The sequence below is a fragment of the Aestuariibius insulae genome (assembly GCF_040783535.2).
Taxonomy (GTDB): Bacteria; Pseudomonadota; Alphaproteobacteria; order Rhodobacterales; family Rhodobacteraceae; genus Aestuariibius; species Aestuariibius insulae.
Window position 1 is genome coordinate 238,336 of record NZ_JBFONW020000005.1, and the last position, 25,244, is coordinate 263,579.

Below are 25,244 nucleotides of genomic sequence, written 5' to 3' on the forward strand. Positions count from 1 at the left end.
CCTGCTAAGATCCCTCACCGCCGACCTCTTCCGCCGCCTCAGCCATCCGCGCCAACCCGTCCCCCATGAACGGCGCGAAATCGGCCTCCATGAACTGCACCAGCACGGGCCGGGTAAAGACCGCCTTCGGCGCCATTCGGTAGGTCCAGGTCACCCGCGTCGTGCCGTCTCCCTGATCGGCGTAGTCAAAGATCCCTTCGGCATGATCGATCACATACCGGGCCGAGGTTGTGGCACCCCAGATCTGATAGCGGAACCGCGTCTCGCTCCGCTCCAGGATCTGCTCCGCCGCGGAATGCCCTCCGGCCAGGTTGACCCGGCGCCGATCGCCCGCTTCGGTCCAGTTGCCTTCCAGCAGCGTCACGCCTTCGACCGCCGGGATCTGTCCCCGAGGCTGGAGGAAATCTAGAATCGGGTTCTCCGCATGCCACGCAAGAAATGCGTCCAGCGGCATCGGCACAACCTGAGAGGTCACGTGTTCGATATGCCCGTCCTCGTGAAGCTCGGGCGGCGCGCCGGTATAGTCCGGCGCCCCGGTCGGCCGGACGACAACCGCCGCGATACCGATCCCGATGATGACCAAAAGCAGGAGTGCGCTCCGCATCAAACGTCCGATCTTCATGCGTTCTCCTCCGGCACCATCGCTCCACCCTAGGAACCGGATCCGCAGTCAGCAACAGGCCAGAGCGCACTCGCGGTCAAACTCCGATTCGGACTCAGTTTCAGGCCGTTGCGCGGTCAAAACAGCGGTCGCATCGTTAAGGCAGGGTCATGCCACGAATCCACCGACCAAATACCGACGCAATACCGACCGGATACCGAAAGCGCGATATGACGCATTTTCCGATGTTAACACTCACTGCCGGTCCCCGGCCGCTGTTAACCATTGGGCGCCTCTTCCTCGGCTCTTGTCCCGAAATCTCCAACGAAAAAGGCCCGGCAGATGCCGAGCCTCGCCCTCGTTTTCAGGTCGTTCAAGCGTCAGTTATAGACGCTCTCCTTGTTGAAATGCTTGACCAGAAGATAGTAGACAACCGCCCGGTATTTGTGCCGGTTGTCATGTCCATAGGTCCGCATCACGGACTGGATCCCGCCCATCAGGCTGTCGTCATCCTTCAGGCCCAGTTTCTTGATCAGGAATTTTTCTTTAACGGTTTCAAGCTCTTCCGTGCTGCTCGACGACACGGTCGAACTGTCGCGGTTATAGATCGACGGCCCGCACCCGATGGTGACTTTCGTCAGCAGATCCATGTCCGGATTGTGGTCGCACTTCTCTTTCAGGTCCGCTGCATACTTCTCGATCAGCTCGTCACGTTTGCTCATATCGGTCTCCCACCTGTTGGTTTGGGGACGTTGCCCCCGTCATTGTCCGCACCTCGCGGAACTGTGAAAATCCTAAAGCGGATTAATCCTCGCCGTCAAAGAAAAGCGCCTAACGGCACAATTCCCACCCCCGGTTCTGCAAATGGAAGTGATCCCGATGCAAGGCATTGTAATCCGGGCTCAACACGACACGGAACCAGTCGCAAGCGCTGTCCCTAACCCCTTGTAATTCCTCGCCCCAATCGTCGATCAGGCTCAACCGCCGCCCATCCGCGAACCTCAGGGCGACGATATCCACCGCCTCCGCCGTCGCATGCGTCGACATCCGCCCCGCGCTACCCCGAGACGTCCGCATCGCCCTGCAACTATAGCTCCCGATATGATCGATCCCGATCACATCCTCGAGCCCGTGCTCCGCCCACATCGCCAGTCTGAGCGCTGTTTCGCAGGTCGTATTCAGAGGGCGGTTGAGGCTTGGTCCAACAGAGGTCAGACGGACTTGAGCCGAGATCCCGCAGGCTGAATTGGAGGCCTCCAGATCGGGCAAGATCTCGAACCGGGACCTGCTGGTTTCAAGCGCAGCGTAACACCGTTCAGGCATCCGGACGGCCCTAGAAAGCTTGAGAGGAGTCAGGATGTTAGGCGATGCCGACACATCAAGCGGTTCCATCGGATTCCAGGCGCGGGGCAGCGGCGTATCAGGGTCCGTCAGCAATCGCTCGATAAGTATGCTAACCGCCGCGACAATCACGAGCGCGACGACGATGCGCCGAAACATCTTCATCCGCCCGGTCCGTCAGTAGCGGTAGTGCTCCGACTTGAACGGCCCTTCCGGCTTTACCCCGATATAGGCCGCCTGCTCAGGGTCGAGTGGCGTCAGCTTCACGCCGATCCGGTCCAGATGCAGACGCGCGACCTTCTCGTCGAGATGCTTGGGCAGGATGTAGACGTCGTTGTCGTAGTCGTCGCCTTTCGTCCACAGCTCGATCTGTGCAAGCACCTGATTTGTAAAGCTCGCCGACATCACAAAGGACGGATGCCCGGTCGCATTTCCGAGGTTCAGCAGACGCCCCTCGGAGAGCAGAATGATCCGGTTGCCCGACGGCATCTCGATCATATCGACTTGATCCTTGATGCTCGTCCATTTGTGGTTCTTGAGGTTGGCGACCTGAATTTCGTTGTCGAAATGGCCGATGTTTCCGACGATCGCCATGTCCTTCATCTCGCGTATATGCTCGATGCGGATGACGTCCTTGTTGCCGGTCGTGGTGATGAAAATGTCAGCCGTTTCAACAGCATCCTCAAGCAGTACGACCTCGAACCCGTCCATTGCGGCCTGAAGCGCGCAGATCGGATCGACCTCGGTGACTTTCACACGCGCCCCCGCACCGGCCAGCGACGCGGCAGAGCCCTTGCCGACATCGCCATAGCCGCAAACGACCGCGACCTTGCCAGCCATCATCGTATCGGTCGCCCGGCGGATCCCGTCGACAAGGCTTTCCTTGCAGCCATATTTGTTGTCGAACTTCGACTTGGTCACGCTGTCATTCACATTGATTGCCGGGAAAGGAAGCTGCCCTTTCTTCTTGAGATCATAAAGGCGATGCACACCCGTCGTCGTCTCTTCAGAGACACCCTTGATGGCAGCGCGCGTCTTGGTGAACCAGCCGGGGCTTTCCTGCATGCGCTTCTTGATCTGCGCAAAGATCGCCTCTTCTTCCTCGGATTTGGGGATCTCTATCAGGTCGGTTTCGCCTTCTTCGACGCGCGCGCCGAGCAGAACGTAAAGCGTCGCATCGCCGCCATCGTCGAGGATCAGGTTCGCCCCTTCCGGGAACATGAAGGACCGGTCGAGATAATCCCAATGCTCCACCAGGCTCTGGCCCTTGATCGCAAAGACCGGCGTCCCCCCCTCAGCGATCGCGGCAGCAGCATGGTCCTGCGTTGAATAGATGTTGCACGAGGCCCAGCGGACATCGGCACCCAGATGGGTCAGCGTCTCAATCAGAACGGCGGTCTGGATCGTCATGTGCAGCGATCCGACAATCCGCGCACCGGTCAGCGGTTTGCTTTCCCCGTACTCTTCACGCAGCGCCATCAGACCCGGCATCTCCGTCTCGGCAATGTCGAGCTCCTTGCGCCCATAGGCCGCCAGTTCGATATCCTTGACGATGTAGTCTTTGGCCATCTGCCGCTCTCCTGATGCGAGTGTTGCGCCTCCGTTACCATCAGCCCAAGATGCTCACAACACCACGTGCGGTCGCATCGGTGTGAGCCGTCCGCACGTCGTCGGCAGGACCCAAACCGACGGAGAGCCTGATGCCCCTCTTTTCGAAGCCTGACCTCGAAGCGGCCGCGCAGCTTGTCTACACGCAGATGCCGCCGACGCCGCAATATGTCTGGCCACTGCTAAGCGAAGCGGCAGGTTGCGAGGTTTGGGTCAAGCACGAGAACCACACACCGACCGGCGCTTTCAAAGTGCGCGGCGGCATCACCTTTATCGACTGGGTCAAACGCACGCAGCCGGACGCTCGGGGGGTTTGCACGGCAACCCGAGGCAATCACGGTCAAAGCCAGGCAAGGGCCGCTACAGCGGCGGACCTGACCGCCAAGGTGTTCGTGCCGAAAGGAAACTCGGTTGAGAAGAATGCCGCCATGGCGGCATTCGGCGCGGAGGTGATCGAGTTCGGCGACGATTTCGATGCAGCGCGGGAAGAGGCGTTTCGCGTTGCCGAAGCAGAAGGGCTGGTCGTGGTGCCACCGTTTCATCCCGAACTTGTCCGAGGGGTCGCAACATACGCATTGGAGCTCTTTACCGCAGCACCAGACCTCGACACCGTCTATGTGCCGATCGGATGCGGGTCCGGAATCTGCGGAACGATCATCGCCCGGGATGCGCTCGGCCTTAAGACCCACGTTGTCGGAGTGGTGTCTGACCGGGCTCAGACCGCGAAACTTTCCGTCGAGGCCGGTCGCCTGATCGAGACGGAGCATGCCGCCACCTTTGCCGATGGCATGGCAGTGCGGGTTCCGGTCCCGAAAGCACTCGAGATCTACGCACAAGGCGCGGAGCGGATCATCACTGTGACCGATGACGACGTTGCAGAGGCCATCCGTCTTTACTACCGCCTCACCCACAACCTTGCCGAAGGCGCCGGAGCCGCTCCGTTGGCTGCTCTTATGTCCGAAAGAGACCGGATGGCAGGCAGGAAGGTTGGTGTGATCCTATGCGGCGGCAATATCGATACGGACTGGTTCCAGCAGGTTCTCGCGGGGACGACACCCGCGCCTCGCTAGCGGCGTTCGCCTTGTCTACGCATAGTTAACCATTGGACTCTAGAAAGGTGATGCGCATGTCGAACTGGCCCGAGCTTTCGTATGAGCGTTTCGAATCGACGGGCACCGCGCTGCATATGTGGCTGCAAATCGCTGGCAAGCTGAGGATCCGTTTGGATCCGTGGCTCAACCACTCTTGGCATGCGACCTTCTATGTCACTGGCCGTGGCCTGACATCGTCTCTGATTCATACCGATGCCAAGGCGTTCGAGGTCGTATTCGATCTGATCGACCACAATTGTACGATCTATTGCACCGACGGTCGCAAGCAGACGCTCCCGCTTGAGACGATGTCGGTCGCCGACTTCCATGCCCAATTCATCGCCGCCCTTGACGCACTAGGCGCTCCGACGGACCTCCACCACGCGCCCAACGAAGTCCCCAATCCCATCCCCTTTCGAAACCAGACCGAACCGCTCACCTATGATCCCGATGCCGCCCGCGACTATTTCCATGCGCTCGTTGCGATCACCGGCGTCTTTCAGACTTTTCGGACAGGTTTTCTGGGCAAATCAACGCCCTCCCATCTTTTCTGGGGCAGCTTCGATCTGGCGGTGACGCGATTTTCAGGTCGCCGCGCTCCGGCTCACCCGGGTGGTTTTCCCGCTCTGCCGGACGACATCACCCAAGAGGCCTACTCGCACGAGGTCTCGTCAGCAGGCTTCTGGCCCGGCGGCAATGGTGCTGATGAAGCGATGTTTTACGCCTACGCTTACCCATCACCCGATGGTTTCGGCTCGGCATCTGTCGAACCGGAGGAAGCGGTCTTTGATCAGGATCTGGGAGAATTCCTCTTGCCTTACTCCGCCGTGCAAAAAGCCTCCTCTCCCCGAAAGGTGCTCCTTTCTTTTTTGCAGTCGACCTATTCCGCCGCTGCCGATTTGGGAAACTGGGATCGCGAGAGCCTTGATTGCGCGATTGGAACGGCAGGACAGCCAAGGGATATCCGCTGACGCGTTAAAGATGTTTTATCCGGCGCCCACTTCGACCTAAGATCGAGATCCAAAACGTCATTTAGGAGTTTGCCATGCGTACTCTGTTTGTCTCTTGCTTTATCGCCTGTCTACCTGGCCTGTCCTTTGCCCAAGACTGGACGCTTTCCTCCGATGCATCGAGCGTCGGCTTCGTATCCATCAAGAACGGGGATACGGCCGAGTCGCACATGTTCAGCGGCCTGACCGGAGCTGTAAGCGATGCTGGTGCAGTCGAAGTCTCGATCCCTTTGGCCAATGTCGAAACCTTCATCGACATTCGCAACGAACGGATGCGAGATATCCTCTTCAAGGTTGCCGACTTTCCAGCCGCGACGGTCTCGACAGAGATCGTGCTAGATGACTTTGCGGATCTTGCCGTGGGAACACGCCGCGCCACCGATGTAGAGATCACTGTGGCCGCAAATGACAGCGATGCAAGCTATGATGCTGCGCTCTACGTGACCCGGATCAGCGATACAGCGGTCGCGGTCAGCACCGCGCGCCCGGTGATCGCGGATATCCGCGATTTCAACTACGACGACGGTATCGAGCAATTGCGCGAAATCGCAGGCCTCGACGCGATTTCTCCGGCGGTTCCGGTGACCTTTGATCTGGTCTTCGAACAATAAACTGGCGCTGGACAACTACGCACGCTCGCCCATAGTCCGCCCTCGACGATATCGACGAGGGCACAATGGCAAAGCCGCAGCGGGCATGGCAACGAATGCTTTCGGGCAGACGGCTCGATCTGCTCGACCCGACGCCTGTCGACATCGAGGTCGAGGATATCGCTCACGGCCTCGCATTCGTAGCGCGCTGGAACGGTCAGACGATGGGGGACTATCCCTATTCGGTGGCCGAGCACTCCTTGCTGGTAGAGACGCTTTATCGGCGCCTCTACCGCTCTGCTCCGGCCAAGTGGCAGCTTGCCGCCCTTCTGCATGATGCCCCGGAATATGTCATCGGGGACATGATCTCGCCGGTGAAGGCCGCAGTCGGTCCTGCCTACGAGGATTTGGACGAACGATTGTCGGCCGCGATTCATATCCGATTCGGTTTGCCTGCAAAGATCCCTCAACAGATCAAGCGCGGGATCAAGAAAGCGGATCGGATCTCCGCTTGGCTTGAAGCGACGCAGATCGCCGGGTTTGAAGAAACAGAGGCAACTCGCTTTTTTGGCCGACCCGATCCTGATGTTGTCGCTGGGCTGGACATCATTCTACGCTCGCCCGCCGAGGTGCGGAGCGATTTCACGGCACGACACGCTGATTTGTTAAAGGCTTGCTAAGACAATGACTGACCTCGAAGTCCGCCCAATGAAAGAGAGCGATATCCCCACCCTTCTCGAGTTCTTCAATGCGATCGTCGCAGAAGGAGGAACAACCGCCCATGAAGATCCGTTCTCCACCGCCGACTTTCACGATCATTATTTCACGCAACCAGCCTTTGCCTTTGTCGTTCTTACAGGCAGCACTCCAGTTGGTTTCCAGGCTGTCTTCGAGAGGGAGCCGGGTCTCTACTCCATCGGGAGCTTCACCGATCAGCGAAGCCGCGTGAAAGGCGCAGGAGCCGCTTTGTTTGAAGCAACCAAAGCTGCTTGCACCGCTGCGGGGGGCCATACGATTATCGCTAAGATCCGGGCCGATAATGTGCCCGGCCTAGCCTATTATTCGAAGATGGGTTTTGTAGACACGGATCGGATCAAAGGCGTCCCGCTCAACGACGGGACACCGATGGACCGTATCGTCAAAAGCTTGCCGCTTCAGTCATAGCGAAGCTCCGTCGCCTTGCCGCGGAACACGATATAGGCAAGCGCCGTATAAAGCAGGATCGCAGGCAACACGAAGCAGGTTCCAATCAGGATGATGAAGAGACTTTCCGGTGCAGAAGCCGCCTCGTAGATCGTCATCTTCTCGGGCACCACATAGGGGTAGAAACTGTAAGCCAGCCCGCCAAATGCAAGCACAAAAAGCGCGATCGTACCCGAGAATGGAAGCCATGCACCCTTGTCGCCTTCAGCAGGAAGACGACGTAGTCCATACCATAATCCGGCAATCAATAAGACTGAGATGATCGGAAGCGGCGAAAGGACGAAGACTTCAGGCCACGAAAGCCACTTGTCCCAGATCCGAGCAGATGTCAGCGGAGACGCCAAAGAAATCGCTCCGATCCCTAGGATAATCCCCCAAATCCCGCCCTTGGCCCATTCGACGGACTTCCTCTGAAGCTTGTCTTCCGTCTTTCCGATCAGCCAAGTCGCACCAATGAAACTATAGCCAACGGTCAGGAAAACCGATGTCAGCAGCGCAAACGCGATGGTTGCCCAGGTGAACTGCAGACCCATGATGTACATGCCAAGCATGAACCCTTGCGATACGCTCGTCATCGCAGAGCCCGCAAAGAACGCCCAGTTCCAACGCTCCTTATGGCTGGTGGGTGCTTTCACCCTGAACTCGAATGCGACACCGCGCAGGATAAGCCCCGTCAGCATGATCGCGACTGGAAGGTAAAGTGCGGTCAGGATCGTCCCATGCGCGATCGGAAAGGCCACCAGAAGCAAACCGACTGCCAGAACCAGCCATGTTTCGTTGGCATCCCAAAAGGGACCAATCGACGCGATCATGCGATCCTTCTCATCGGGTGTAGCCAGCGGAAAGAGAAGTCCAACACCAAGATCGAAGCCGTCTAGGACGACATAGATCAGGATCGACAGCCCCATGAGGGCGGCAAAGACAAACGGAAGCCAGACCGCCGGATCTCCAAACATGCCCATTACCTTACTCCGCCGCCACGATGGCTTCTGCTTTTTGGGACTGCGGCACCCGAGCCTCGATCGACTTTCCATCAGACGCTCGCTTGGCGAGGAAGAAAATCACTGAGATATAGGCCACAAGCAGCACCGCATAGATTGCGAGATAGCCGATGAGCGTCGACAGAACCATAGCTGCCGGAACATCCGCGACTGCCATTTCGGTTGTCATCACACCTTGAACAAGCCATGGCTGCCGGCCGATTTCAGTCGTGTACCAGCCCGCGAGCGTGGCAAGCCACCCCGAGAAGCTCATCGCGACGAGCCCATAAAGCGCAAATTTGGGTATCCCTTCGACACCCGCACGCTTCCGAACGCCGTCGACGGTCCGCTTGCGCAGCATCATGATCGATACGCTCCAGCTCATCAGCAGCATCAGGACGCCCGTTCCGATCATTACCCGGAAGCTCCAGAACACTGGTGCTACCCGAGGGTGCAGGACCTCGCCATCTTCAGTGACAAAATCGTTCAGACCCGGGACTTCGCCATCCGCCTTATGCGTCAGGATGATCGAGGCGAGGTTTGGAATGCCAACCTCCATCCGGTTCTCGCGCGCCTCTTCATCAGGGATCGCGAACAACAGAAGCGGCACATTGGTATCGGTCTCCCAGTTTCCTTCCATCGCGGCAACCTTGGCCGGCTGATGCTCTAGCGTGTTCAGGCCATGAAGGTCACCCACAAGGATCTGGACAGGGATCAGCAGCGCGGCGGCATAAACGCTTGTCTTCATCGCCGCACGCACGCCCGAGGTTCGCCCACCGATCAACCAACGGAAGGCCGAGATACCCGCGATCAGGAAGCTGACGGTCAGGAAGCTGGCAATCAGCATATGGAAGAAGCGGTAGGGCATGGAGGGATTAAAGATAATCTCCATCCAGTCGGTCGCATGCGCTACGCCATCGCGCATCTCAAAGCCCTGCGGCGTATGCATCCAGGAGTTTAACACGATGATCCAGAACGCCGACATCGTCGTGCCGAAGGCGACAAGAAAGGTCGCACCCGTGTGGAGCCATCCAGGAACACGAGAGAAGCCGAAAAGCATAATGCCAAGGAAGACCGCCTCGAGGAAGAAAGCAGTCATAATCTCATAGGCCAGAAGGGGGCCGGCGATGTTCCCTACGATCTCCATGAAACCCGGCCAATTCGTTCCGAATTGGAACGACATAGTAATGCCGGAGACCACTCCCAATGCGAAGGAAAGGGCGAAAATCTTGACCCAGAATCCATAGGCATCCATCCACTTCTGATCGCCGGTGGTCTGGAACCGGACCTTGAAGAACAGGAGAACCCATCCCAGCGCGATCGTGATCGTCGGGAAGAGGATATGAAACGAGATATTCGCCGCAAACTGGATGCGGGACAGGAGAAGCGTTTCCATAATGACTCCGAAACTTAACTGGTTGAGCCTTATATGGCGCGAAAAAGGGCATCGTCACGGGGGTGCGACCAGATCTCACGGAATAGCCTAAACGAAAGAATACTACTGCGCTGTCCTCGTGATCAGCATCGTGTCAAATCTATCCAACACTGGTACTTTTTACTCAATTTGCGCATGAATAGCAGATGCTTCCCAAACCCCACGACCTTGTTCTAACACCTACATCTATCCGGTTCAGGGGTCGGCATTTTCCCCGAACCATCGGGAGATCTGGTCTGTCTCAGGAGAAGCGGGAAGGTGACAGCGCGACACCTGTTGGAACTCACCAGATTGTCGGCTGTCTATATCGACCGGATCGCATTTCGCGGCCGAACGACTGGGCCGTTCCGATCCGTCCTAGGGATGCCTGGTCCGATGACCCGGATGATCCTGACTACAATCTGATGGTCGAGGCGCCGCATGGCTTCAGCCATGAAGCTCTCAAACGCGCAGATCCACTCTACGATCTGATCCTGCTGACGGATTGGAATTGGCCGTTTGCGAAAAAAGGTAGAGGATCGGCAATCTTTCTACATCGCTGGCGAAGACTTGGCTTCCCGACGGAAGGTTGCATCGCGTTCCGTCCGGATCATCTCCAGTGGATTGCAGCGCGGATCACACCATCCACGAGACTGGTCGTGCCCTAGTTCGTTACGCGCTCTCCGAAGATGGCAGATCCTACGCGGATATGTGTGGCCCCTTGAGCGATAGCCGTTTCGAAGTCCGCGCTCATTCCCATGGAAAGACCGTCAAGGCCGTTCTCTCGTGCAAGCTTTGCCAGAAGTGCGAAGTGGAGCGCTGGCTCCTCATCCACCGGAGGAATGCACATCAGGCCGACGATAGGCAGATCCAAAGCACGGCAATCCTTGACGAACGTGCTGGTCTCACGAGGGGTGATACCAGCTTTTTGCTGCTCCTCGCCGGTATTTACCTGAACAAAGATGTCCGGGCTTGCTCCGCGCTCTTGCGCGAGACGGCCCAGTGTTGCGGCAAGCTTAGGACGGTCCAGAGTCTCGATGACGTCGAAGAGCTCAACGGCCTGACGTGCCTTGTTGGTCTGCAGCGGTCCGATAAGGTGTAGCGCTACGTTGTCGAACTGGTCTCGAAAAGACGGCCATTTGCCTGCCGCTTCCTGAACCTGGTTCTCCCCAAAGATCCGGTGACCTTGGCCAAGAACGTCCTCAACCCGGGCATCAGGCTGTTTCTTGGATACCGCGACAAGCGTAACAGACCCGACCTCCCGGTCACAGCGATCTTCAGTAGTGCGAATACGATCCGTAATATCGCTCAGGCTCATGATACCTCCTCAAACGAAAAGAGCGGGCCGAAGCCCGCTCTTAACGTTAATCAAACCCGTGGGTCGATTAGAAGCTCATCGACAGACCGAGCGAGTAAGCGTCAAGCTCAGCATCTTCCAAGTCACCATCGTCGTCGATAAGGGCATCATCGATGATCGAACGGCTATAACCAAACTGGGCTTCAAGACCGCCACCAAGGTCATAATTTGCGATGAAACCGATACCGGAAGTGTCCAGGAAAACATCGTTCTGGCTCAGTACCCAATCGTCATACTCACCGTAGTTCACAGCAAGCGTCAGCGCGTCAAGCGTGTAGCCGACTGCGAGGCCAAAGTGAGTTGGGTCAAAGTCGCCGAGGCCGTCGTCTACGTCCGCCGCCGAATAGTTCAAGATGACGTTGAAATCACCGAAGTTGAAGTCACCGGACAGACCGTAGATCGAAACACCGTCGTCAGCATCATCAACGCCTGAAAGGCTATCAACCGTCTGGTAACCGAAGCCAACAGTGTGTTCATCACCGAAAAGCGGGAACGTGTAGTCGACGCCTAGACCAAAGATCGGATCGCCAGCATCGTCAGCATCGTTCAATTCCAGCGAGGCTGCAAAGTTGAAGTTCGACAGCGCATAGTCGTAACGAGCAATCTGGCCATCGTAGAATTCACCGTCGAGACCGTTGTTACCATTGTAACCCAAGTGCTCGTTGGTGTCGATGATGTCAGCACCAATGATGGCTTCTTTCAATGCTTTGTCGTAAGCACCATCGGTGTCACCCATCGTCAGAGTGCCGAAAGCGCCAGAGACGAAAATTGACTCGCCGCCCTGAGTATTTCCGGCGAATGCATCATTGTCATTCGATTCATCGAGATCAATGTCAGCACCAAAAGTCAGACCGCTGTCAGTGGAACCCGACAAGGTAAACTTTACGTCGATGTCAGTGTGGAACTGCGTGGGGATGTCGTCAGCGCCTTCAATATTCGTGTCGCCACCGAAGATACCCATCTCGGCGCTACCGGAGAGGCTAACCTCAGCAGCAGCGAAGCCGGCGGTCGCGAAGAGCGCGGTCGTCGCAAGCAGGATGTTTTTCATAATTTCCCTCATTTCTTTTTAGCGGCCCAGCTCGGCTATCCGCCATTCGTTGGGTCGACGCCTATTTCGCTCCAACCCTCGTCCAGTTCAATGAAGACCGATGTTCCAGCTCTACTTCGCCCTTCGATGATGCGCGGCTGCCACACTCTTGCCGCAGAGGGCAGCTTGCAAAACGCTTGTCGCCCAGAAAACGGCTCTGTAGGTAGGGGTTCAATGCCCGTGGGCACAGGAAACAAGGGACCGTTTGATAGAATGTCGGGCATCGGGAAAAGACGAGTTGTCAGAATTTTGAGCGCGATCTCGCTCGTCGCTCTTGTCGCGGCATGCGGTCAAAGCCGCACGGCGGCGGACCGAGTCGGCCAAAGAGAGGCTGCAAGCCGGCAGGCGCAGAATATTCCCGGGCCAGATCCCAACCGGGAGAGCGTTTTCGACTTGTTCGAACCAGCGGATCCGGACGAGCAGTTTGCCGTCAATAAATACCTGTGGTCGGCATCTCTAGATGTGCTGAGCTTTCTGCCTGTGCAGTCTGTCGACCCCTTCACCGGGGTAATCGTGACAGGGTTTGGACGCCCTCCCGGCGGCGGGCGGCCTTATCGCGCGACGATCTATATCACCGATCCCGCCTTGGATGCCCGATCTCTCAATGTAGCCCTCCAAAGCCAATCTGGACCTGTCAGCGCCGAAACCCAGCGCGCTGTCGAGGATGCCATCCTTGCGCGAGCGCGGCAGTTGCGGATCAACGACTCGCGACTTTGAGTATCCTCGTCCCTTTTCGCGATCGAATTCCGCCCGACCTTCTCCGCCCGGAGCCATCATGACCCGCTACACCCCGTCCGATCTGGAACCCAAATGGCAAGCCAAATGGGACGAAGACAAAACGTTCCAAGCGACGATGGAGGGCGGCAAGCCTAAATATTATGTGCTCGAAATGTTCCCCTACCCATCGGGGCGCATTCATATTGGCCACGTCCGCAACTACACGATGGGCGATGTGATCGCTCGCTATAAGAAAGCCACCGGTCACAACGTCCTGCACCCGATGGGATTCGACGCCTTCGGGATGCCGGCCGAGAACGCGGCGATGGCGTCCAGCGGTCATCCCAAGACCTGGACCTACGACAATATCGACACGATGGTCGCCCAGATGAAGCCGCTCGGCTTCGGCATCGACTGGAGCCGCATGTTTGCAACATGCGATCCCGAATACTACGGCCAGCAGCAGGCTCTGTTTCTGGATATGCTGGAGGCCGGACTGGTGACGCGCCGCGAGGCCGAGGTGAACTGGGATCCGGTCGATATGACCGTTTTGGCCAACGAGCAAGTGATCGACGGCAAGGGCTGGCGATCCGGAGCTGACGTCGAGCGGCGCGCGCTGACCCAGTGGTTCTTCAAGATCTCGGATTATGCCGACGAGCTTTTAGAGGCCATCGAAGGGTTGGACAGCTGGCCCGCCAAGGTCAAACTGATGCAATCGAACTGGATCGGCAGGTCGCGCGGTTTGCAGTTCGGCTTCGACATGATCAGTCCACCCGAAGGGTTTGACGCGGTCGAGGTTTATACGACCCGGCCGGATACCCTGATGGGGGCGTCCTTCGTCGGGATCTCTCCTGATCACCCGCTGGCCAAGCATTTCGAAGCGATCAATCCGGCGGTCGAGGCGTTCTGCGCCGAATGCCGCAAAGGCGGAACAACAGCCGAGGCGGTCGAGACGGCAGAGAAGCTCGGCCTCGATACCGGCCTGCGCGTGCGTCATCCTTTGAACCCTGACTGGCATCTGCCTGTCTGGATCGCAAATTTCATTTTGATGGACTATGGAACTGGTGCCATCTTTGGCTGCCCGGCCCACGACCAACGCGATCTCGATTTTGCACGGAAATACGATCTGCCGGTGATCTCCACTTACGTTCCGACCGACGGAGATATTGTGCTCCCCGAGGATGGTGGAGAGGCCTACGTCCCGCCGAAATCCGACCTTGTGACATATATTAAACCAGTCGCAGGCCAAGACAATCAGACCGGCGAAGATGGTATCGACGCGGCCATCTCCTTTTGCGAACAAAAAGGTGTGGGTGAGGGCGTCACCAAGTTCCGCCTGCGGGACTGGGGTCTTTCCCGTCAGCGGTACTGGGGCTGTCCGATTCCGGTCGTGCATTGTGACGCCTGCGGGGTGGTTCCTGAGAAGAAGGAGAATCTGCCGGTTGTCCTGCCTGACGACGTCAGCTTCGATATTCCAGGCAACCCTCTCGACCGGCATCCCACGTGGCGCAACGTTGAATGCCCGTCCTGTGGTGAGCCTGCGAAACGTGAGACCGATACAATGGACACATTCGTCGATTCGTCCTGGTATTTCGCGCGCTTCACGGCCCCCGATGCCAAGACGCCGACGGATATGAAGGCGGCCAGCTACTGGATGAATGTCGATCAATATATCGGCGGCATCGAGCATGCGATCCTGCATCTGCTCTATTCGCGTTTCTTCGCGCGCGGCATGATCAAGACCGGCCATCTGCCCGACAAGGCGGCAGAGCCCTTCAATGCACTGTTCACGCAAGGGATGGTTACGCACGAGATCTATCAGACGCGCGACCATAATGGGCGCCCGCTCTTTCATCTGCCCGAGGATGTGACAGACGGCAAATTGGCGGACGGCACCGAGGTCGAGGTCATCCCCTCCGCCAAGATGTCAAAATCCAAAAAGAACGTGGTGGATCCGGCCGATATCATCGCCCAATACGGCGCCGATACTGCGCGATGGTTCGTCCTCTCCGACAGCCCGCCCGAACGCGATGTGGAATGGACGGCTAGCGGCGCAGAGGCGGCGTTCAAACATCTGGGCCGCGTCTGGTCCCTGTGCGACCGGATCGGGCAGATGGACCCGGACGCGTCGGGAAGCGGCGACAATGATCTGAGGCGCGCCATGCACAAGGCGATCTTCGAGGTCACGCAGGGCATCGAAAGCTTCGGCTTCAACGCCGCCATCGCAAAGCTCTACGCTTTCACTGCCGTCCTCTCGAAATCCAAAGCCGGACAGGCCGCCCAGCAAGAGGCTATCCTGACGCTGGCGCAGCTCATGGCGCCGATGACCCCGCACCTGGCCGAAGATATCTGGGCGATGCAGGGCGGCGAAGGCCTGATCGCGGATGCCGACTGGCCCACCGCCGACGAGGCATTGCTGGTCGAGGAGGACATCACCCTGCCGATCCAGATTAACGGTAAACGCCGCTCGGAGCTGACCGTCGCCAAGGACCTGCCCAAAGCCGAGATTGAGGCGCTCGTGCTCGATGATGCGGCGGTGAAACGCGCATTGGAGGGGGGTGAGCCGAAGAAGCTGATCGTCGTGCCTGGACGGATCGTGAATGTGGTGGTTTGACCGAAAGCTCCCCTTCTCCTTCGCTCTAGTCGGATTTCTTGCCGCTTGCGGCTTTACGCCTGTACTTGCGCCCGGTGGATCTGCGCTCGACTTGCAAGGCCGGATCGCGACCGAAGAGCCAGACACTCGGATTGAGTATGCTCTTAACCGTCGACTTGAAGAGCGGCTCGGCCGACCTGCTGCGGCCGATCTTAAGCTGCGGACCACTCTTTCCATCGATGAAGATCCGTCTGCCTTCACCTCCGACCGAGAGATCACGCGCTACACCCTCGAAGGTGAGCTGAAATATCGTGTGGAAGATACTGCGGGTCAACTGATCACAAGCGGATCGGTGGAGACCTTCGTCGGCTATTCCGCGACAGGAAGCACGGTCGCGACCCTTGCTGCGGAACGGGACGCCGAGGACCGCCTTGCAACGGCCCTCGCTGACCTGCTCGTCGCGCGCCTGACTATAGCACTGCAATGAAGCTCTCGGCCCGCGATGCCCGTGCCTTCATCAAAGAGCCAAGCCATTCCAGGGCGGGCATCCTGATCTACGGTCAAGATCCAATGCGTGTGGCAACGATGCGCAAAGATCTTGTGACCGCGCTTAGCGGTCCGGATGCTGCTGACGAGATGCGTCTAACCCGCATACCCGGCGCTGACCTGCGGAAGGATCCGGCGCTTTTGCTAGATGCCTTGAAATCACAAAGCTTCTTTCCCGGCCCACGTGTCGCAATTGTCGAGGATGCAACAGAGCAAGCCGCAAAAGCGATCACGGCCGCTCTTGAGGATTGGCAGGCAGGAGACGCCCAACTCATCGTGACGGCAGGTCAACTCACCGCTAAGAGCGGCCTCCGAAAACTGTTCGAGAGCCACTCAAATGCGTTTGCCCTCGCCCTCTATGACGATCCGCCGTCCCGAGACGATATCGAACGTGCGATCACAGAGGCTGGCCTATCCCCCCCGGTATCCGATGCCATGGCGGCACTCGTCGATCTTGCCCGCGCGATGGAGCCTGGAGACTTTCGTCAGCTTATCGAAAAGCTTGGCCTTTACATGCTTCACACTGCCGAACCGATGCGGGTGGAAGATATCGACGCCTGCGCTCCACTATCGATGGAGGCGGCGCTGGACGATATCCTGAATCTCGTCTCCGAAGGATCGGTGACCGAGATCGGTCCGCTTATGACCCGGCTTGAGGCACAGGGCGTGCTGCCCGTGACGCTATGCATCGGTGCGACACGGCATTTCAGGCAATTGCACACCGCAGCCTCCGATCCTGCGGGCGTGGGTCAAGGAATGGGACGCCTGCGCCCTCCGGTCTTCGGACCGCGCCGGGACCGCATGAGCCGTCAAGCCATGGCATGGGGTCGCGCTCGACTGGAACGCGCCCTTCAGATCCTTATTGAAACAGATCTCGCGCTGCGCTCCTCCAGCAAAGCGCCGACCAACGCTGTCATGGAACGCGCCTTGATCCGCATTGCAATGATCGCCGCCCGGACCTGATTTCTAGGAATGCTTAAGGTGTCCTGAACCAGCACGTTTCTGCCCACATCCCGTTTGAGCGAAGCGCAAAGTCGCGCATTATCTGAGCGGCGAAGTACGTTTGCCTGGGTAGTTTACTGCTTGATCCACGATCCGTCGCAGCGAAAATCGGCGCATTTTTTCCGTCAGGAGAGGCATTATCCTTCAGCCGATCGAATACTTACGCCATGCCAGAGAGGCCAGCCTTGCAACACCTGCTGTCCGACGCGACACTCTTGGAAAAGGCAGGCGAAGGATCGAACTCCATGCACATGACACGAAGATCGGCACTTCTCAGCGCTGCGGCGGTGGCATTATCGGGCTGCGCACCGGTTGGCGGATCACAGGTCGCTTCCACTTCTGAAGATCCAGCTCTCCGTCCCGCGCCAAATCCCGCATATGACGCTTGGATCGCAGCCTTCCGCAGCCGCGCGATCGAACGGGGGATTGCTCCAGCCACGCTTGATGCCGCGTTCCGTGGGGCGGGGTATCTCCCGGGCGTAGTGGAGCGGGACCGAAATCAAACCGAGTTCCGCCGGTCCTTCGAAGACTACCTCGCCATTGTCGCGTCCGAAGAAAAGGTCGCCCAAGGCAGACGTGCGTTTCAAAGACAACAATCTCTACTCGCGCAAATTGAGGCTCGCTATGGCGTAGCGGCTGACGTCGTTGCCGCGATCTGGGGGGTAGAAAGCAACTACGGCGTTCGGCGCGGATCGATTCCGGTTATCTCAGCGACATCTACACTCGCCTTCGATGGGCGACGGGGCAGGTTCTTTGAACAGCAGCTAATGGCTGCTCTCAGGATCCTGCAAAATGGAGATATCGACGCGGCTCGAATGACCGGCAGTTGGGCCGGCGCTATGGGACATACGCAGTTCATCCCGACAACCTTTGAAACCTACGGCGTGGATTTCGAAGGAGATGGCCGACGGGATATCTGGTCGGATGATCCGACCGATGGACTGGCATCAGCGGCCGCTTATCTTTCACGATCCGGTTGGCAAAGAGGACGACCAGCTGCAATCGAAGTTCGTCTGCCACAGGGATTTGCACCCAGCTTGACCGGTCGAAATACGCGGCGCAGCACGGATGCATGGATCGGATCGGGCGTCAAAACCGCTACCGGTACGACTTTGCCTGACCATGGAAGCGCATCGATCCTGATCCCCTCCGGTCCTGCTGGCCCGGCGTTCCTTGTGTACCGGAATTTCAGCGTCCTGCTAAGGTACAACAACTCGGAAAACTACGCCCTTGGTGTGAGCTACCTATCCCAGCGGATTAGAGGTGGATCTGGCCTTATCGCCGAGTTTCCACCTGACCGGTTCGGTCTGACGATCGATATGCGGCGCGACCTTCAGCGTCGTCTGACCGCTGCTGGGTACGATACTGGAGGAACCGACGGTGTAATCGGTCCAAAGAGTGAGGCAGCTATTCGCGCATATCAGCAGGCTGCTGGTCTTCCTGTAAATGGACAACCATCCGCCAGCCTACTGCGCCGTCTGTCGTCCTGAGGCGGACGAAACGAACTTGTATAGCTTAGACGCCTATGTATCGAATCGGGCTTATCGGTAATGATCTGAGCCTTGCGACCTCAAAGGGGCAATTGCCGGAATATCGGATAAAGAGCGACGGAATAGGCTCTGAAGAGAGTCCTTTCTACCGGAAGTGAGCACCAACCTGACCGCCTGCGACCTTAGCGAAAATCACAAACCTGAGAGCGCCAGATCGCCTAATTGACCCAACTCTACCTCTCTTGCGATAGTCTGATGTGGGGTAGCGTAAACGGTTCTTAGGTTTCCAACGGGGTGCGGTTTGTCCGCGCCCCGTTTGCTTTTGGCGATTGCCTCTTTCAGAGCTGGCGACAGATCGCTATGACCCCTGCGATCACATCAGGGATTTCTCATGGGTTACAAGATCGCCGTTGTTGGCGCGACCGGGAATGTTGGTCGCGAAATGCTTAATATTCTGTCCGAACGGGCCTTTCCTGTCGACGAGATCGCAGCGCTCGCATCGCGCCGGTCTCTCGGCAGCGAGGTTAGCTTTGGCGATACAACGCTGAAAACCCAAGATCTTGCGACTTTTGATTTTGCGGGATGGGATATTGCTCTTTTTGCGGTTGGATCCGATGCAACCAAGGATCAGGCCCCGCGGGCGGCCAAGGCCGGCTGCGTCGTCATCGATAACTCATCGCTGTACCGCTATGATCCGGACGTTCCCCTGATCGTACCCGAAATAAACGCTGACGCTATCGAGGGCTATTCCAAGAAGAACATCATCGCCAATCCGAACTGTTCGACAGCGCAAATGGTTGTCGCACTCAAACCGCTCCACGATCGCACCCGTATCAAGCGCGTGGTCGTATCGACCTATCAGTCTGTCTCGGGCGCGGGAAAGGACGGTATTGACGAGCTTTGGGACCAAACGAAGTCGATCTACAACCCGACCGATGACAAACCGGCGACGACATTTACCAAACAGATCGCTTTCAATGTTATCCCGCACATAGGGGGTTTCATGGAGGATGGGTCAACCCAAGAAGAATGGAAGATGGTGGCCGAGACGAAGAAGATCGTAGATCCCTCCATCAAAGTCACGGCAACGTGCGTACGTGTTCCCGTTTTTGTGGGTCATTCGGAAGCAATCAATATCGAATTCGAGGACTTTCTCGATGAGGAAGAGGCGCGCGATATTCTACGCGAAGCACCTGGCGTGATGGTCATAGACAAGCGCGAAGACGGCGGCTACGTGAGCCCAACCGAATGCGTAGGTGATTTTGCGACCTTTATCAGCCGCATTCGTCAGGATTCGACTATCGATAACGGCCTGAACCTTTGGTGCGTTTCGGACAATCTGCGGAAGGGTGCCGCCTTGAACGCAGTACAGATTGCCGAACTTCTGGGGAGCCGCTTTCTTAAGAAAGGCTAGAGACGGACTTGCCCGCTACAGCAATCCATCATCCGATGGATCAAAACCGATATCTATAGGAATGGTATCAAGCACCGCATCATCAGAAGCCTCCAATATCTCCTCAACATCGCTATCAGCATGCTGAAGCTCAAGTTCGAGGACCGCATTTTCATCCGGCTCATCGGTCCATGAGGCAAGAAAAACAAAATCTTCCTCCTCGTCTTCGATGACCGTCGGGGTGACTTCAACGCCTGGTGCGCCAGCAAGATCGATTTCGAATTCACCTGATCCAGGCCTGACCGCAAGCGTTGCCTCACTCAGAAAGAGGTCCAAAGCCTCAGCATTTTCGAACGATGGAAGAGGATCGCCTGCGATCGAAAAGATACCGTCTGCTTCAACATCCTCGTCCTGAAATGTTACGGCAAGGATCGTGGCGATGCCGTCCTCCCATGACAGGTTGAACATCTCCATATCCTTGGGCAGCAGCCCGTTGTTTGGACCATTCGCCGTATAGACCATGAGACAGGGTGCGGCGGTGACCTGCGCCTGCTGCGACTGGCCTTCGACATATCTTAAGGAGAAATTGCCCGCGGCATCTCGTGGTTCGATCATGAGCGTTGCATTCGTGAGCTCGCGGACGGCCCCACCTGTATTCGAGGTGAGCTCAAGACCATTCAAGGTAAATTTCGGCATGACGTTTCTTATCCCTGTTGCGGGTCACGCCGACCGTATGGCAGTAAATTCTGAAGCCTGTGTTAATCGGGCTCCGAAATCTAGATGTCGTAAAACCCATCTTCAGGCCTGTACGCTTCAAGATCGCCTTCGCCGATATTTACCCACAGGCCGTGCAAGGTAAGCCGGTCTTCCTCGACCGCTGTCTTCACGAAGGGGAACGTCATCAGGTTCTCCAAAGAGATAATCACTGCCTCCTTCTCGAGCGCCCCGACCCGAAGCTCCGGATCCTCGATCAACTTCACCCGCTCGTAGCCAGGTCTTAGGATATCCATCCAGCGACCAACAAAGCTGGTTTCGCTTTCCAGTTCCGGGGCGGCGCCTGAGCACATCGCGTCACAGCCTGCAACGCCGCCACAACTGGAATGGCCTAGCACGATGAGATGCGCGACTTTCAGCGTCGTGACAGCATATTCTACCGCCGCAGATGTCCCATGATAGTCACCGTTCGGCTTATAGGGCGGAACGAGGTTTGCGATGTTGCGATGGATAAAGAATTCGCCCTGATCCGCCCCAAAGATCGATGTGACATGAACCCGGCTGTCGCAGCAGGAAATGACCATCGCACGGGGATGCTGACCCGCCTCTGCCAAGTGGCGATACCAAGACGCGTTCTCTTTGAAAGTCGTGGCTTTCCAGCCCTCGTAGCGTTGAACAAGGTATCCGGGAAGAGGTTTGGCGTGATCCATGGATGACATCTCTGCTCGCTTTGAGTTCGCTCGATATGGGGCATTTGACTGAAAGACGAAAGAGATTTCGAGGTCGGATAAACCGAATCGGAACCTCAGCAGGTCAGGAACTCTTATCAATACAAGCGAAGAAGGTATCCCATGACCGAAGTGATCCGCCTGCAACCAGCGGACCGGATCGATGTCGATCTGGACCGCTTGGGTTCTCTTATGGAAGAGCTAGGGCGTGATGCGGGTGCCGAGACGATGGAACGCACTATCCGGGATCTGCGTGCGGATCTTTACGCCCTCCATCAAGCCCATGAAGAGCGTGAACTGGATTTAGTCGAAACACTCTCCCTTGCCATTTCAAACGCGGCATGTCGCATCGGGCTCGCCAGTCTGGCGAGTGCAGCCTGCGCGGTTGTTAGCGCCTGCAGGTCCGAAGATGGAGTTGCCATTGGTGCAACCGTGGCCCGCCTCGGACGTATTTCGCAGAGATCATTGAATGCCCTTGAGGACCCCGAACATCTCGAAGGCGCATAAGCGGTCCTTTAAGGTGCGGTTCTGACTTGCAGCGAAAGTTCCGGCCTCTACCCTGAGACGTAGCCCGTCAAAGGATCCCTACCGTATGCCACTTAGTTTTGAACCGCCAAATGAAGCTGTCATACCGCTTCATCCAGTGACACCTGCCACCCTTGCGGATGTCCTTGCTCATCTTGGAGATAGCGCGACGAACTGGGCGGAAGCTCACGATTACAAAGGATCCTTCGGGGCGGCCTTGGCAATTCCGGGGTCGGGCGGGGCAATTACAGTAGCTCTTGCTGGCCTAGGTGATGAGACGGAGCAGCGAAGACAAAGGTTTGCGATGGCTGCAGTCGCAGATGCGCTCCCTGCGGGTCTTTATTCGCTGGCCGATGGTCTGTCAGGCAAGGCGCTGGACGAAGCGGCCTTGGGCTGGCTTCTCGCGTCCTACCGGTTCGATCGATATGCCGGAAAACGCCCGCCGCAAGCTCGCCTCGTAGCTCCAGACGACGTTGACGCCGCCCGTATCGAAGCGATTGCAAACGGCGAGGCTCTCACGCGGGATCTCATTAACACTCCAGCCTCCGATATGGGCCCCGATGACCTTGAACAGGCTATACGTGATCTTGCCAACAAGCACGGAGCGGATATCTCGGTCATTGTAGGCGATGATTTGCTGGAGAATGATTTTCCGATGATCCACGCCGTCGGCCGTGCTGCCGATCAGGCCCCTCGCCTCATTGATATGCGCTGGGGATCCGAAGGCCCGTCTCTTACGCTTGTGGGCAAAGGCGTGTGCTTTGACACAGGCGGTCTGAATATCAAACCCGGACGGTCCATGGGCTTGATGAAGAAGGACATGGGAGGCGCCGCAACGGTTCTGGGGCTCGCATCCACAATAATGTCGCTGAGCATGAAACTCCGCCTCCGCGTGCTGATCCCGGCCGTTGAGAACTCCATCTCCGATGACGCGATGCGGCCAGGCGATATCCTGACCTCGCGCAAAGGACTGACGGTCGAGATCAACAACACCGATGCCGAAGGTCGGCTCGTCCTTGCTGATGCTTTGGCCTATGCTTCCGAGGAAGAGCCGGATCTGCTTATCTCGATGGCCACCCTCACCGGCGCTGCTCGCGTGGCGGTCGGTCCGGATCTTGCGCCGTTCTATACAGATCACGATCCCGATGCAGAAGTGCTGGCCAGCTCTGCCCTAAAGGTCCGAGATCCGGTTTGGCGCATGCCATTCCATGACCCTTATGAAGCTCTGATCGAACCGGGTATCGCAGATCTCGATAACGCTCCCGCGGGTGGCTTTGCAGGCTCGATCACCGCTGCCTTATTTCTCCGTCGCTTCACCGATCATCCCCGCTACATGCATTTCGACATCTATGGCTGGCAGCCCTCATCCGCACCTGCACGGCCGAAAGGAGGTGTTGGCCAAGGGGCCCGCGCCTTGTTCGATGCGCTGCCGGATCTTCTCCCGTGACCGATCCGCGCCAACGACAGCTTGGGGACGGGCCGACCCGGCGCGCGACGCAGTTGACCGATCTTTGCCGTTCGCATGGCGGACCGCGCGACCGCCAGCTGCAGCGAGGGGAGTCCGTCACCGAGCACGACAACAGAGGCGATTGGACCGAGGTCACAGCTTTGCGGGACGGATATACCGGCTTCATTCGTAGCAGTGACCTTGCCGATCTGAACGCTCCAACCCACAGAGTGTCGGTCCGCGCCACCCATGCCTATCCCGAACCAGATATGAAGACCGCTGAACTTGGCCATTTCGGCTTTGGCACACACCTCAGGGTATTGGACGAACGGCCCAAATTCTTTGAAACTGACGTCGGCTTCGTTCCCAAGCCCCATCTTCGCCCGCTCGATCGGCCGTTTCAGGACCCAGTTACTGTCGCCCAGACTTTCTTTGGCACGCCTTATCTTTGGGGCGGCAATTCCGCCTTCGGTCTTGATTGTTCGGCACTTGTGCAAATGGCGTGCCTTGCATGCGATATCCCATGCCCCGGCGACAGTGATCAGCAGGAGGCTGAACTCGGCAGCCCAGTAGACGATCTGCGGCGCGGCGATCTCGTGTTCTGGGAGGGTCACGTCGGTTGGATGGTAGACGACCGTACCCTGATCCATGCCAATGCACATCATATGGCAACTGCCTATGAGCCATTGGGGTCTGCAATCAAAAGGATCGAAACGCAGGGGGACGGGTCCGTTACGGCGAGAAAGCGTCTCTAGAGCTATTCCACGACCCGAATGAGCTTGCGCTCGAGAACGCGCAGAACGGCCCGCAGATCATTTCCGCGTTTGAGGATCTGTCCTTCCGGTCCGATCACAGCATACTGCCCCTGCCGATTTCGAAGCTTCGGCCGTTTTTCAATGCGGTAAAGCGGATGCTCGGCAGTTCGCCTAAAAACAGCGAAGACCGCGAGATCTTTCAGATGTGAAATACCGTAGTCACGCCATTCGCCTGCCGCCACCATGCGCCCGTAAAGAGACAGGATCAGGCTTAACTCCGTGCGATGAAACGCTACGGTAGAGGGCCGTCCGGGGAACGGCGTCACGCTCGACATGTCCATGAGAGGCAGAGTTGCCGTAAACGTCGCTCAGATCAAGACATGCTATGTGGCAGAGATGGCGATAGGGCAGGATCCTACCCGCAAAAAATGCGGGTGACTTGACCGTCTTCCGAAATCTCGAAGTTGATACGGCTCGTCAGGGGAGGCCAATTTACTACCGTTCCCGGCCGAATGACCCGAACTGGCGCCAGGATCAGCGTCGTCTCAAGACGGTCTTCGTTCTGGCCGACAAGGCCGCGATAGGGTTCTGCAGCGCAGGCAGAGAGATCCTCGGGCGCGGACATGCGAGAGGTCGGTCCATTCGTTGGACCGCATCCAGCTACGGCGACAACAGCGATCAGCCACAGGTGACGGATTGGATCACCCCTGTGTCATTTACCCGGAAATTGACCCGGTCCGGCCGATACTCCTGCGTTACAATATCACCGGGCCGGATGACGCGGTCGTTCAGATCCGCCGGAAAGGTCGCGGATGCGATATTCTGGCCAACGAGAGTTTGATAATCTTCAGCACCGCAGGTATCGGGCGTGAGCTTATCCAGACCTTCGACATCTCCGGTCACCGAAGGCGCGGGCTCGCAAGCCGCCAGCGCCAAAAGGAAAATTGGGATCAGATGTTTCATGCTGGCATAAGTGGACCAGAGGCCCGGGCGGTCAAGCCCCTTGCGCAGCGATCGGCAATCCCCCACCTTTCGGCCTAAATCAGGGAGGG

28 protein-coding genes are annotated in these 25,244 nt (G+C 57.6%); 15 read left to right on the forward strand and 13 right to left on the reverse strand.

Annotation, left to right across the window (positions count from 1 at the left end; genetic code table 11):
* Window positions 1-4 precede the first annotated feature (4 nt).
* The 4 genes from AAD018_RS15040 to ahcY all read right to left on the reverse strand — a co-directional run bounded on the left by AAD018_RS15040 (window position 5) and on the right by ahcY (window position 3,511).
* Window positions 5-622 carry an SRPBCC family protein gene (locus AAD018_RS15040; RefSeq protein ID WP_367315355.1) on the reverse strand — a complete coding sequence of 206 codons (618 nt, stop codon included), beginning with the start codon at window positions 620-622 and terminating at the stop codon, window positions 5-7.
* A gap of 359 nt (window positions 623-981) precedes the next feature.
* Complete coding sequence (locus AAD018_RS15045; protein WP_367315354.1) at window positions 982-1,323, reverse strand: DUF2853 family protein; 342 nt, start codon at window positions 1,321-1,323, stop codon at window positions 982-984.
* Between the two features lie 109 nt (window positions 1,324-1,432).
* Entirely contained in the window at window positions 1,433-2,107 is a 675-nt protein-coding gene (locus AAD018_RS15050) for an extensin-like domain-containing protein (protein WP_367315353.1), read from the reverse strand.
* A 12-nt stretch (window positions 2,108-2,119) separates the two neighbouring features.
* Window positions 2,120-3,511 (reverse strand): adenosylhomocysteinase, encoded by a 1,392-nt coding sequence (gene ahcY, locus AAD018_RS15055; RefSeq protein ID WP_367315352.1) that lies wholly within the window; start codon window positions 3,509-3,511, stop codon window positions 2,120-2,122.
* 131 nt (window positions 3,512-3,642) lie between these two features.
* Here ahcY and AAD018_RS15060 point away from each other — a divergent pair, with 131 nt between their 5' ends.
* The 5 genes from AAD018_RS15060 (at window position 3,643) to AAD018_RS15080 (ending at window position 7,405) form a co-directional block, all read left to right on the forward strand.
* Window positions 3,643-4,620: a threonine dehydratase gene (locus AAD018_RS15060; protein ID WP_367315351.1), complete on the forward strand. Its 978-nt coding sequence runs from the start codon at window positions 3,643-3,645 to the stop codon at window positions 4,618-4,620.
* A 56-nt stretch (window positions 4,621-4,676) separates the two neighbouring features.
* Complete coding sequence (locus AAD018_RS15065; RefSeq protein ID WP_367315350.1) at window positions 4,677-5,612, forward strand: DUF5996 family protein; 936 nt, start codon at window positions 4,677-4,679, stop codon at window positions 5,610-5,612.
* A 74-nt stretch (window positions 5,613-5,686) separates the two neighbouring features.
* The gene (locus AAD018_RS15070; RefSeq protein WP_367315349.1) at window positions 5,687-6,262 is read left to right on the forward strand and encodes a YceI family protein; all 576 of its coding nucleotides are present in this window, start codon (window positions 5,687-5,689) and stop codon (window positions 6,260-6,262) included.
* A 65-nt stretch (window positions 6,263-6,327) separates the two neighbouring features.
* On the forward strand, window positions 6,328-6,921 hold the full coding sequence (locus AAD018_RS15075; RefSeq protein ID WP_367315348.1) for a YfbR-like 5'-deoxynucleotidase: 594 nt from the start codon (window positions 6,328-6,330) through the stop codon (window positions 6,919-6,921).
* A gap of 4 nt (window positions 6,922-6,925) precedes the next feature.
* Window positions 6,926-7,405 carry a GNAT family N-acetyltransferase gene (locus AAD018_RS15080; RefSeq protein ID WP_367315347.1) on the forward strand — a complete coding sequence of 160 codons (480 nt, stop codon included), beginning with the start codon at window positions 6,926-6,928 and terminating at the stop codon, window positions 7,403-7,405.
* On the opposite strand, the gene AAD018_RS15085 is transcribed toward AAD018_RS15080, so the two are convergent.
* Together AAD018_RS15085 and AAD018_RS15090 are read right to left on the reverse strand one after the other, a co-directional pair.
* Window positions 7,396-8,406, reverse strand: a complete 1,011-nt coding sequence (locus AAD018_RS15085; protein ID WP_367315346.1) for a cytochrome d ubiquinol oxidase subunit II — start codon at window positions 8,404-8,406, stop codon at window positions 7,396-7,398. The genes AAD018_RS15080 and AAD018_RS15085 overlap by 10 nt on opposite strands.
* 4 nt (window positions 8,407-8,410) lie before the next feature.
* Window positions 8,411-9,820, reverse strand: a complete 1,410-nt coding sequence (locus AAD018_RS15090; protein ID WP_367315345.1) for a cytochrome ubiquinol oxidase subunit I — start codon at window positions 9,818-9,820, stop codon at window positions 8,411-8,413.
* Between the two features lie 185 nt (window positions 9,821-10,005).
* On the opposite strand from AAD018_RS15090, the gene AAD018_RS15095 reads away from it, so the two are divergent.
* Window positions 10,006-10,506, forward strand: coding sequence for a L,D-transpeptidase family protein (locus tag AAD018_RS15095; RefSeq protein WP_367315344.1), 501 nt, complete (start codon window positions 10,006-10,008; stop codon window positions 10,504-10,506).
* Here AAD018_RS15095 and AAD018_RS15100 read toward each other — a convergent pair.
* Together AAD018_RS15100 and AAD018_RS15105 are read right to left on the reverse strand one after the other, a co-directional pair.
* Window positions 10,503-11,156: a YggS family pyridoxal phosphate-dependent enzyme gene (locus AAD018_RS15100; protein WP_367315343.1), complete on the reverse strand. Its 654-nt coding sequence runs from the start codon at window positions 11,154-11,156 to the stop codon at window positions 10,503-10,505. The genes AAD018_RS15095 and AAD018_RS15100 overlap by 4 nt on opposite strands.
* Before the next feature lie 67 nt (window positions 11,157-11,223).
* Window positions 11,224-12,243: a porin gene (locus tag AAD018_RS15105; RefSeq protein ID WP_367315342.1), complete on the reverse strand. Its 1,020-nt coding sequence runs from the start codon at window positions 12,241-12,243 to the stop codon at window positions 11,224-11,226.
* 252 nt (window positions 12,244-12,495) lie between these two features.
* On the opposite strand from AAD018_RS15105, the gene AAD018_RS15110 reads away from it, so the two are divergent.
* The 6 genes from AAD018_RS15110 to AAD018_RS15135 all read left to right on the forward strand — a co-directional run bounded on the left by AAD018_RS15110 (window position 12,496) and on the right by AAD018_RS15135 (window position 20,044).
* Window positions 12,496-12,999 (forward strand): DUF3576 domain-containing protein, encoded by a 504-nt coding sequence (locus tag AAD018_RS15110; protein ID WP_367315568.1) that lies wholly within the window; start codon window positions 12,496-12,498, stop codon window positions 12,997-12,999.
* A 58-nt stretch (window positions 13,000-13,057) separates the two neighbouring features.
* Window positions 13,058-15,613, forward strand: a complete 2,556-nt coding sequence (leuS, locus tag AAD018_RS15115; RefSeq protein WP_367315341.1) for a leucine--tRNA ligase — start codon at window positions 13,058-13,060, stop codon at window positions 15,611-15,613.
* Complete coding sequence (gene lptE / locus AAD018_RS15120) at window positions 15,600-16,079, forward strand: LPS assembly lipoprotein LptE (RefSeq protein WP_367315340.1); 480 nt, start codon at window positions 15,600-15,602, stop codon at window positions 16,077-16,079. Before leuS ends, lptE begins: the two co-directional genes overlap by 14 nt.
* Window positions 16,076-17,101, forward strand: coding sequence for a DNA polymerase III subunit delta (gene holA / locus AAD018_RS15125; protein ID WP_367315339.1), 1,026 nt, complete (start codon window positions 16,076-16,078; stop codon window positions 17,099-17,101). Before lptE ends, holA begins: the two co-directional genes overlap by 4 nt.
* A 284-nt stretch (window positions 17,102-17,385) precedes the next feature.
* A complete protein-coding gene (locus tag AAD018_RS15130) occupies window positions 17,386-18,630 on the forward strand; it encodes a lytic murein transglycosylase (protein WP_367315338.1) in 1,245 nt (414 codons plus the stop codon).
* A 391-nt stretch (window positions 18,631-19,021) separates the two neighbouring features.
* Complete coding sequence (locus tag AAD018_RS15135) at window positions 19,022-20,044, forward strand: aspartate-semialdehyde dehydrogenase (protein ID WP_367315337.1); 1,023 nt, start codon at window positions 19,022-19,024, stop codon at window positions 20,042-20,044.
* A 15-nt stretch (window positions 20,045-20,059) separates the two neighbouring features.
* Here the strand turns inward: AAD018_RS15135 and AAD018_RS15140 are convergent, their stop codons facing one another.
* Window positions 20,060-20,719, reverse strand: coding sequence for a hypothetical protein (locus AAD018_RS15140; protein WP_367315336.1), 660 nt, complete (start codon window positions 20,717-20,719; stop codon window positions 20,060-20,062).
* Window positions 20,720-20,799: 80 nt separating this feature from the next.
* Window positions 20,800-21,447 (reverse strand): carbonic anhydrase, encoded by a 648-nt coding sequence (locus AAD018_RS15145; RefSeq protein WP_367315335.1) that lies wholly within the window; start codon window positions 21,445-21,447, stop codon window positions 20,800-20,802.
* A 141-nt stretch (window positions 21,448-21,588) separates the two neighbouring features.
* On the opposite strand from AAD018_RS15145, the gene AAD018_RS15150 reads away from it, so the two are divergent.
* From AAD018_RS15150 to AAD018_RS15160, 3 genes are all read left to right on the forward strand, one after another.
* A complete protein-coding gene (locus tag AAD018_RS15150) occupies window positions 21,589-21,972 on the forward strand; it encodes a hypothetical protein (RefSeq protein WP_367315334.1) in 384 nt (127 codons plus the stop codon).
* Between the two features lie 85 nt (window positions 21,973-22,057).
* Entirely contained in the window at window positions 22,058-23,437 is a 1,380-nt protein-coding gene (locus AAD018_RS15155) for a leucyl aminopeptidase family protein (RefSeq protein ID WP_367315333.1), read from the forward strand.
* Window positions 23,434-24,192 (forward strand): C40 family peptidase, encoded by a 759-nt coding sequence (locus AAD018_RS15160; protein ID WP_367315332.1) that lies wholly within the window; start codon window positions 23,434-23,436, stop codon window positions 24,190-24,192. The genes AAD018_RS15155 and AAD018_RS15160 overlap by 4 nt, the downstream gene beginning before the upstream one ends.
* Window positions 24,193-24,194: 2 nt before the next feature.
* On the opposite strand, the gene AAD018_RS15165 is transcribed toward AAD018_RS15160, so the two are convergent.
* The 3 genes from AAD018_RS15165 to AAD018_RS15175 all read right to left on the reverse strand — a co-directional run bounded on the left by AAD018_RS15165 (window position 24,195) and on the right by AAD018_RS15175 (window position 25,155).
* A complete protein-coding gene (locus tag AAD018_RS15165; RefSeq protein WP_367315567.1) occupies window positions 24,195-24,527 on the reverse strand; it encodes a DUF2794 domain-containing protein in 333 nt (110 codons plus the stop codon).
* An 80-nt stretch (window positions 24,528-24,607) separates the two neighbouring features.
* A complete protein-coding gene (locus tag AAD018_RS15170) occupies window positions 24,608-24,817 on the reverse strand; it encodes an I78 family peptidase inhibitor (RefSeq protein ID WP_367315331.1) in 210 nt (69 codons plus the stop codon).
* Window positions 24,818-24,870: 53 nt separating this feature from the next.
* On the reverse strand, window positions 24,871-25,155 hold the full coding sequence (locus tag AAD018_RS15175; RefSeq protein WP_367315330.1) for an I78 family peptidase inhibitor: 285 nt from the start codon (window positions 25,153-25,155) through the stop codon (window positions 24,871-24,873).
* Window positions 25,156-25,244: the final 89 nt, after the last annotated feature.